This window comes from Pseudarthrobacter sp. MDT3-1, from assembly GCF_054510755.1.
This window is the reverse complement of the sequence record NZ_JBTNDX010000064.1, coordinates 1-2,603: the sequence shown is the minus strand read 5'-3', so window position 1 is coordinate 2,603 and position 2,603 is coordinate 1. Positions and strand designations below refer to the sequence as shown.

The window sequence follows — 2,603 nt, the reverse complement described above, 5'->3', positions numbered from 1 at the left end:
GGAAAGTCCCACAACCCCGCCCATGCAACGCCCGCCGGCTATCACACATGGAACGGTTTAGCCTGATCCGCGTTCGCTCGCCACTACTGACGGAATCACTATTGTTTTCTCTTCCTGCGGGTACTGAGATGTTTCACTTCCCCGCGTTCCCTCCACGCACCCTATGTGTTCAGATGCGGGTCACCAGGCAGCTCGCGCCCCTGGCGGGGTTTCCCCATTCGGACACCCTGGGATCACAGTCCGGTTATCGACTCCCCCAGGCTTATCGCAGATTCCTACGTCCTTCTTCGGCTCCTAATGCCAAGGCATCCACCGTGTGCTCTTAAAAACTTGACCACAAAAGATCAAAAAAACTAATTTTCGAGAGAACCACGAAAACCACCCGGACACCACCACCACAACCCGAAGGCCACAGCAACAGACGCCCGGACAGATCCAGGTTCATAATTCTTGGAAATTGCTTCTTATAAAAGATGCTCGCGTCCACTATGTAGTTCTCAAACAACAACCCCAAACCACACACCCCACACACAACCCCAAAAGGTCAACCGTGCGATCGATGCAGCCAGGAAACCAGAAACAAACAAACCCGACAAAACACACCACAACCCGTAAGCTGCAGCCCATCCTCCCGGCCCTGTTGCCTCAGGACCCAACAGTGTGCCAAACACTAAACCACCCACCCCCAACCCACACCGTTCCAGGCAGAGAAGCCATCCCGAAGGACAACCAACCACCGTACTAGGTCAGGAAAGAAACAAACGGCCGCTATTCATTGATATTCCACCCTTGAGCACCCGCCGCAGAACAAACGTCCGCGCAACGGGCATATACTCCTGACAAACCCCGCCCACCACATTACGCAGTGGACAACAGCCTGTAGGTGCTCCTTAGAAAGGAGGTGATCCAGCCGCACCTTCCGGTACGGCTACCTTGTTACGACTTAGTCCCAATCGCCAGTCCCACCTTCGACAGCTCCCTCCCACAAGGGGTTAGGCCACCGGCTTCGGGTGTTACCAACTTTCGTGACTTGACGGGCGGTGTGTACAAGGCCCGGGAACGTATTCACCGCAGCGTTGCTGATCTGCGATTACTAGCGACTCCGACTTCATGGGGTCGAGTTGCAGACCCCAATCCGAACTGAGACCGGCTTTTTGGGATTAGCTCCACCTCACAGTATCGCAACCCTTTGTACCGGCCATTGTAGCATGCGTGAAGCCCAAGACATAAGGGGCATGATGATTTGACGTCGTCCCCACCTTCCTCCGAGTTGACCCCGGCAGTCTCCTATGAGTCCCCGCCATAACGCGCTGGCAACATAGAACGAGGGTTGCGCTCGTTGCGGGACTTAACCCAACATCTCACGACACGAGCTGACGACAACCATGCACCACCTGTAAACCGACCGCAAGCGGGGCACCTGTTTCCAGGCATTTCCGGTTCATGTCAAGCCTTGGTAAGGTTCTTCGCGTTGCATCGAATTAATCCGCATGCTCCGCCGCTTGTGCGGGCCCCCGTCAATTCCTTTGAGTTTTAGCCTTGCGGCCGTACTCCCCAGGCGGGGCACTTAATGCGTTAGCTACGGCGCGGAAAACGTGGAATGTCCCCCACACCTAGTGCCCAACGTTTACGGCATGGACTACCAGGGTATCTAATCCTGTTCGCTCCCCATGCTTTCGCTCCTCAGCGTCAGTTAATGCCCAGAGACCTGCCTTCGCCATCGGTGTTCCTCCTGATATCTGCGCATTTCACCGCTACACCAGGAATTCCAGTCTCCCCTACATCACTCTAGTCTGCCCGTACCCACCGCAGATCCGGAGTTGAGCCCCGGACTTTCACGGCAGACGCGACAAACCGCCTACGAGCTCTTTACGCCCAATAATTCCGGATAACGCTTGCGCCCTACGTATTACCGCGGCTGCTGGCACGTAGTTAGCCGGCGCTTCTTCTGCAGGTACCGTCACTTTCGCTTCTTCCCTACTGAAAGAGGTTTACAACCCGAAGGCCGTCATCCCTCACGCGGCGTCGCTGCATCAGGCTTTCGCCCATTGTGCAATATTCCCCACTGCTGCCTCCCGTAGGAGTCTGGGCCGTGTCTCAGTCCCAGTGTGGCCGGTCACCCTCTCAGGCCGGCTACCCGTCGTCGCCTTGGTGAGCCATTACCTCACCAACAAGCTGATAGGCCGCGAGTCCATCCAAAACCACAATAAAGCTTTCCACCCCCCACCATGCGATGAGGAGTCATATCCGGTATTAGACCCAGTTTCCCAGGCTTATCCCAGAGTTAAGGGCAGGTTACTCACGTGTTACTCACCCGTTCGCCACTAATCCCCCCACAAGTGAGGTTCATCGTTCGACTTGCATGTGTTAAGCACGCCGCCAGCGTTCATCCTGAGCCAGGATCAAACTCTCCGTTGAAGTAAAACAGACACAACCACCAACCCCGGAAATAACAGGATAAAATGGCTGCACAAAATTTGAAACCAGCTGTAAAAACCAGACCACACCACGGGGTGGCGGATCCAGTCAATTCAACCAATTCAATACAATAAATTGGTATCAACAAACTTGGCACACTATTGAGTTCTCAAACAACAGACACA

At 54.7% G+C, this 2,603-nt stretch carries 2 rRNA genes; both read right to left on the bottom strand.

The features are described 5' to 3' along the window. Positions 1–336 (bottom strand): 23S ribosomal RNA (locus tag ACX80X_RS21050); the annotation flags it as partial. Positions 337–894: 558 nt separating this feature from the next. Then, a 16S ribosomal RNA gene (locus tag ACX80X_RS21045) occupies positions 895–2,418 on the bottom strand. Positions 2,419–2,603 lie beyond the last annotated feature (185 nt).